Raw genomic sequence first — 5,540 nt, 5'->3', positions numbered from 1 at the left:
TTCGCGGCGGTATCTCCGCGGCGGTGCGGACGCCTTCCGGCGGTTCGGGCATCGCGAGTCACGGGTGTTCGCGACGCGTGATCGGGGCCGGCGTCGGCGACGGCCGACGGCGGGTGGCCGGTCGGGCCTCGGCGCGCAACCGTTGTACTCATGAGCGACAAGGCGCACGGCAGGTTCGACCTGGTGGTGGAGGCGTATCGACCGGGGGACGCGTATCGGTTGGTGATGCTCCCCGACGGGGGCTATCGACAGGTGCGCAGTCGCGGTGAACTCGACGGCCTCGCGGCCGGGCTCGGGCTCGATCCCGACGACCGCGACCGGGTGGCGTGGGAGGGTGGCAACGAGTGGCCGGGAGCCGACCGCGAGTGACGCGCCCGTACCCCTCCGGTCGTCGGCGGCCCGGCGAGGGCGACCGCGGTACGGCGGTGATCCGGCGACGGCGGCCCGGTAACGGCAACCCTGCGACGGCGGCCCGGCGATGGCGACGGTGGGACGGCGACGGTGGGACAGCGGCCCGTGACGACTACCCGTGATGTGCCGGGCCGCCCGTGCCCTGGACGTCGATGCGGTCGCGGTGGCCGGCCCCGATCCGGATGCCGACCACCAGGAACTCGTCGCGCTCGCCGCACGGCAGGCACAGTCGCCCGCGTCCCGCGCGATAAATCTCGTGCAGGTCGATGCGGGCCGACCGGCTGCGGGGGGCCAGTGTGGCGGTCCAACCCATCGGCGTCGCGTCCGGCCCCGGGTCGTAGAAGCGTTCGTCGTCGGCGTCCACTACCGCGTCCACAGTGATCCGCCTGCCGCCCGGCAGGACCACGGTCGCCGATCCCTCGTGATCCTTCATGCGTGTCAGTCTGGTCCGTCGGGTGCCGTTCGGCACGCGCAAACCGCCGGCCGTTTTTCGTGTCGCCGTCGACGCGGCCGGATGTCGTCCGGTCGGGCCGGCCCGACGGATCCGCCGCTACTCGATATCGAGGACGCGCACCGGTCGGCCGGCGGCGAACGCGAGCACGTCCTCGACCACGTCGCGGAAGAACACCGCGTAGGCGTCGGTGGTGACGTACCCGATGTGCGGCAGCAACAGGGTGTTGGGCAGTCGGGTCAGCGGGTGATCGCCCGGCAGCGGTTCGGTGTCGTACACGTCCAGGCCCGCGCCCGCGATCGCGCGGTCGGCCAGGACCGACACGAGCGCGGCCTCGTCGACGATCGGCCCGCGTGACGTGTTGATCAAGAACGCGGTGGGGCGCATGCCGCGCAATTCCTTCTCGCCCACGATGCCGCGCGTGCCGGGAGCCAATGGCAAATGGATCGTGACCACGTCGGATTCGGCGAACAGGGCTTCCTTGGTCACCGCGGTCGCGCCCCACTCGGCGGCGCGTTCCCGGGTCAGGTGCGGACTCCACGCGATCACGTTCATCCCGAACGCCTGGGCGAGTCGGGCGACGGGGCCGCCGAGCCTGCCCAGACCCACCACGCCCAGGGTGTGCCCGGCCAACCGGGGACCGATGCCCCGCTGCCAGCGGCCGTCTCGCACGTCGCGGTCCGCGCCGGCGAAGTCGCGGGTCAGCGCGACCATCATGCCGAACGTCAACTCGGGCACGTCGTTGCCGCCGCCCGCCGTCCCGCACACGAGCACGCCGTGCTCGCGTGCTGCGGCCAGGTCGACGGAGGCGTTGCGCATCCCCGTCGTCACCAACAGACGCAGGGCGGGAAGGCGGGACAGGACCGACGCGGGAAACGGGGTCCGTTCCCGCATCGCGACGACCACGCTGCTGCCTCGAAGCCGCGTCACCAGTTCGTCGGGATCGGCGATGTGCTCGCCGATCACCTCCACATCGAAAACCGCGTGCACGGCCGTCCAGTCCGCGCTGCTCAGCGCGACACCCTGATAGTCGTCAAGGATCGTTACGACTTCTCGCATGACTGTGCCGAATCCTCACGTGCGTCGATACAGGTCCGACCCGACACGTCCGCCGGAACCGGAAACGTTACGCCCGCCGGCCGCGCATCGGCGCGCCCACCGATCATCGCGGCCGCTCGTGGTGGAACTCGGCGGCCACCAGCACGTGCAACCCGGCCTCCGCCCTCGGGCGTACCGACGCCGCGTAGCGCTCGGCGCGGGGCCCGGACGACGGTGCCGCCCCGGTGCTCCCGGGCCGCGGAGGTGGCGCGTCGGCGTCGGTGAGCGACAGCCCGTGGGGTAGGAACCCGGCATCGCCTGGCCCGTGGGGGTGGGAACCGCCCGGCATCGCCGACGCGACATCTCTCCGTGTGGTGATGGCCGGGTCAGGGCAAGGGTGATGGCCTAGATTTACCCAATGATTTTCATTGTCGTGAAGTTTCCGGTGAAGCCCGAGTACGCCGACGAGTGGCCCACACACGTCGAGGCGTTCACCGAAGCCACCCGCGGTGAGCCGGGCAACCTGTGGTTCGAGTGGTCGCGCAGCGTCGAGGACCCGAACACCTACGTGCTGGTGGAGGCGTTCCGTGACGATGCGGCGGCGGCCCACGTGAACTCCGACCACTTCAAGGCGGCGTTGGAGCGGATCCGCCCGCTGGTGCGGCACACCCCTCGGATCGTCAGCACCCTGATCGACGGTGCGGACGGGTGGAGCGAGATGGGCGAACTCCGGATCGAGTGACGGGTCGTGACGGGATCGGCGTCCGGCCGGCCGCGTCGGACTTGGTATCGGTGTCCGGTGTCGGCCGTCGGGTGGCCGTGTCTCCCAAATGGGAGACAGTAGGCCGTGCGCCGGCGGCGACGGGCGAAGCGCGGCGCGGACGGCGGTCAAAGGCGGGCGGCCAAGGGCGGATTGGCCGACGGCCGGGTCAGCCCTGACGTCCGCGTCGCGGCGGCTTGCCCTGTTTTCCCGACCTGCCCGACCTGCCTGGCCTGCCCGGCCCGCTCTGTGTGCTTCGCGAGCTCGGCGGGCTCTGCGGATCCTCCGGCGCGGCCGTCTCCGGTACCGGTGTCCCCGCCAGTGCCGCGAGTTTCGCGAGCATCTCAGGGTCCAACGCGGCCGAGATGGGGCGACTTCGGCGGGCGGAGAGCTCGGTGAACCAGCCCTGGAAGTACGCGCGTACGGCGCCGGCTTGCTCGGTGGTGTAGCCGAGGCGGACGAACTCGGGGTCCTCGCGTTCGGTGATGTGCTTGAAGCCGGTGAGGAAGTCCTCGGCACGCAGGTCCTGGTCGTTGGCCAATGCGAGATCGAGCAGCCGCGCGGTGGTGTAGGAGCCCGACAGGGCGAGGACGTCGAACGCGTCGCGGGCTTCGGAACGGAGCCCCAGCGTGACCACCTTCGCCGCGGCGAGGTCGTCGGGGTGCAGCACCGGAACGTCGTCCACGACGACGGGCTCGTGCTCGCGGTTGTCGACGTGGAGGGTGACCGGCACGGCCTGCTTCGCCCCGGCCGCCTTGGCGGTGAACCGGACGAAGGTCTTGGTCGTGGCCTTGCCGTCGACGGTGACGGTGAAGCCCTCCGCCACCAAGGCATCGACGATCGCGGCTCGCGCGGCGGTGAGTCGCTTGGCGTCGCGCGTGGCGAGGACGAGATCGACGTTGTCGGTCCTGCGGTCCACGAGGCCGTGCTGCCGCAACGCCTGAGCGCCGCCGAGGGCGACACCGTACGGTGCGGCGGCCGTCGTGGCGGTGTGGATGATCTGCTGCTGCTCGGGGCTGCGCTGCACGGTGTCCGGTCCTTGGCTTCGGGGCTCACAGGGTACGGGGCCGGCTGTGAGCCGCCGTCCGGCGCGGGCCGCGCAAAGCGGCGAGAACACCCGCCACGGCACGACACGCCACGGCACGGCACGAAAGCTACGAGCCGATCGGCAGGCACCACCCGGGGTTGTCCGGATCCGGGGCGCAGGGCAGCGGCCACGACGATTCGAGATCCCCGTTCGGGCAGCCGCTCTCGGCACTCGCCATCGACGGGTCCGGGGTCGTGAGCGCGCATTCGACCTTGGTGACGTACAGCTTCCGGTCCTCGGCCCGAACTCTCGCCACCCATACATACGTTCCGTATACGGCGAGGCGCGGCGGCCCTTCCCGGAGGATCACCGAGAAGACGGCGTAGTTGCCACGCAGAACGGTGGGGGGCCGGCTCTCGTCGCCGTTGTCGATGCGCCACGACGAGCCGGAGGAACCGGTGGCCTGCGTCCCGTCCAACAGGGCGAACCCCTGGTCGGAGAACGCCTGGTGGACGGCCGGGGTGACGGCCCCGCCGGCCACGCTCGCCCGCAAGTCCTGGGCGAGCGCGGCGTCCAGGGTGAACAGCAGAACACCCACCGCCGGGCCGGCGCCCGCGTTGTTCGGGTCGGCGTCGTCCGCACGGGTGCCGGCGGAGTCCGTGCCGTCGAGCGCGGCACTCGCGAGGTCGGAGAAGGACGCGGGTCGTCCACCTGCGGGCTCGCCGAAGCCCGCGCCCCTGAAACCGGTGTCGACGAGCACGGCACCGTCGAAAGTGGTGCTGTGCAGGGCTGCTCTGCTCAAGTGATGACTGCCTTTGCCGGACGAACCGATGTTGGACGGCGTCGACCTTGGCGGGCGACGAGCCGACAGTAACGGAAACCACAGCGTTGGTTACAAGGTGCGGCGTGTCGTCGCGCTCGTCGGACATTCACTGTCGCCTGTGGCGGGAGAGTGGATCGCAGGTCGTTCCGGACGACACCGGGCCCCGCCCCCGGGTGGTGCGCCGGGAACGGGGCCTGGCTGTCGGGTGGTCGACGTCGGGTCAGGAGATGCTGACGTCGTCCACGTAGAAGGTGGTCGTGGCCGACGCGTCCTCGGCGCCGGCGAATTGCAGGGTCACCGTCTGGCCCGCGTAGGCGCTCAGGTCCACGGTCTTCTGGACGTAACCACTACTGGCGTTGGCGTTGGAGTAGGTGGCCACAGTGGTGTTGCCGATCTTCACCTTGAGCGTGTCGTAGACCGTGGATCCGACCTCCTGGGTGGTGATCTTCACCCACAGGCGCAGCGTCGAGGCACCGGGCGCGACCGTGACGTTGGACTGGCTCACGGTTTCGGTCGCGGTGCTGCCGTAGCCCATCATCCAGGCGTACCAGGAACCGCCGTGCGCGGTGGCCTGGGTGCTGTTCGAGATGATGTTCGCGCTCTGCGTCCAGTTGGCGGTGCCCTGCTCGAAGCCGCCGTTCTGGAGCGAACTTCCCGGGTTGGTACCGCCGACGGTCAGCGTGTACGTGGTCGCGTGGGCGACCGCGCCGGTGCCGGTGATGGTGATCGGGTAGGTGCCGGGCGTGGTGCCGGCCGCGACGGTGATGCTCACCGTGGCGGAGCCGCCCGACTGGACGGACGTGGGATTGATGCTGACGCCCACGCCGCTGGGTGCGCCGCTTGAGGTCAGCGCGACCGTCTGCGCGGAGCCGCTCGTGGTCATCGTGTTGACCGTCGCGGAGGTGCTGCCGCCCGGCTGTACGGTGCCGGCGCCGGGAGTGACCGAGACCGAGAAGTCGTTGGTGGGCGTGGTACCGCCGACCGCGGTCTTCCAGATCGTGTACGCCACACCGTCGGCGCTGCGGTTGAG

Annotated in this window: 6 protein-coding genes and 1 pseudogene; 2 read left to right on the top strand and 5 right to left on the bottom strand. The window is 70.8% G+C overall.

Annotated features, from left to right (window positions below; all coding sequences use genetic code 11):
- The first annotated feature begins 150 nt into the window (after positions 1 to 150).
- The gene (locus tag GT354_RS36080; RefSeq protein WP_161360603.1) at positions 151 to 369 is read left to right on the top strand and encodes a hypothetical protein; all 219 of its coding nucleotides are present in this window, start codon (positions 151 to 153) and stop codon (positions 367 to 369) included.
- Between the two features lie 154 nt (positions 370 to 523).
- On the opposite strand, the gene GT354_RS36075 is transcribed toward GT354_RS36080, so the two are convergent.
- Positions 524 to 844: a hypothetical protein gene (locus tag GT354_RS36075; RefSeq protein ID WP_161360602.1), complete on the bottom strand. Its 321-nt coding sequence runs from the start codon at positions 842 to 844 to the stop codon at positions 524 to 526.
- 117 nt (positions 845 to 961) lie between these two features.
- On the bottom strand, positions 962 to 1,921 hold the full coding sequence (locus GT354_RS36070; RefSeq protein WP_161360601.1) for a D-2-hydroxyacid dehydrogenase family protein: 960 nt from the start codon (positions 1,919 to 1,921) through the stop codon (positions 962 to 964).
- A 397-nt stretch (positions 1,922 to 2,318) separates the two neighbouring features.
- On the opposite strand from GT354_RS36070, the gene GT354_RS36065 reads away from it, so the two are divergent.
- Positions 2,319 to 2,642 (top strand): putative quinol monooxygenase, encoded by a 324-nt coding sequence (locus tag GT354_RS36065; RefSeq protein WP_161360600.1) that lies wholly within the window; start codon positions 2,319 to 2,321, stop codon positions 2,640 to 2,642.
- Positions 2,643 to 2,829: 187 nt separating this feature from the next.
- Here GT354_RS36065 and GT354_RS36060 read toward each other — a convergent pair whose 3' ends face one another.
- The 3 genes and pseudogenes from GT354_RS36060 to GT354_RS36050 all read right to left on the bottom strand — a co-directional run.
- Positions 2,830 to 3,687: a nucleotidyl transferase AbiEii/AbiGii toxin family protein gene (locus GT354_RS36060; protein WP_161360599.1), complete on the bottom strand. Its 858-nt coding sequence runs from the start codon at positions 3,685 to 3,687 to the stop codon at positions 2,830 to 2,832.
- A gap of 127 nt (positions 3,688 to 3,814) precedes the next feature.
- Positions 3,815 to 4,489, bottom strand: a complete 675-nt coding sequence (locus GT354_RS36055) for a hypothetical protein (RefSeq protein ID WP_161360598.1) — start codon at positions 4,487 to 4,489, stop codon at positions 3,815 to 3,817.
- A 241-nt stretch (positions 4,490 to 4,730) separates the two neighbouring features.
- A pseudogene (locus GT354_RS36050) lies at positions 4,731 to 5,540 on the bottom strand (immune inhibitor A); the annotation flags it as partial.

The sequence above is a fragment of the Streptomyces sp. SID3343 genome, from assembly GCF_009865215.1.
Lineage (GTDB): Bacteria > Actinomycetota > Actinomycetes > Streptomycetales > Streptomycetaceae > Embleya.
Note: the sequence above shows the minus strand (reverse complement) of the source record. Positions and strands in the feature narration are given on the sequence as shown.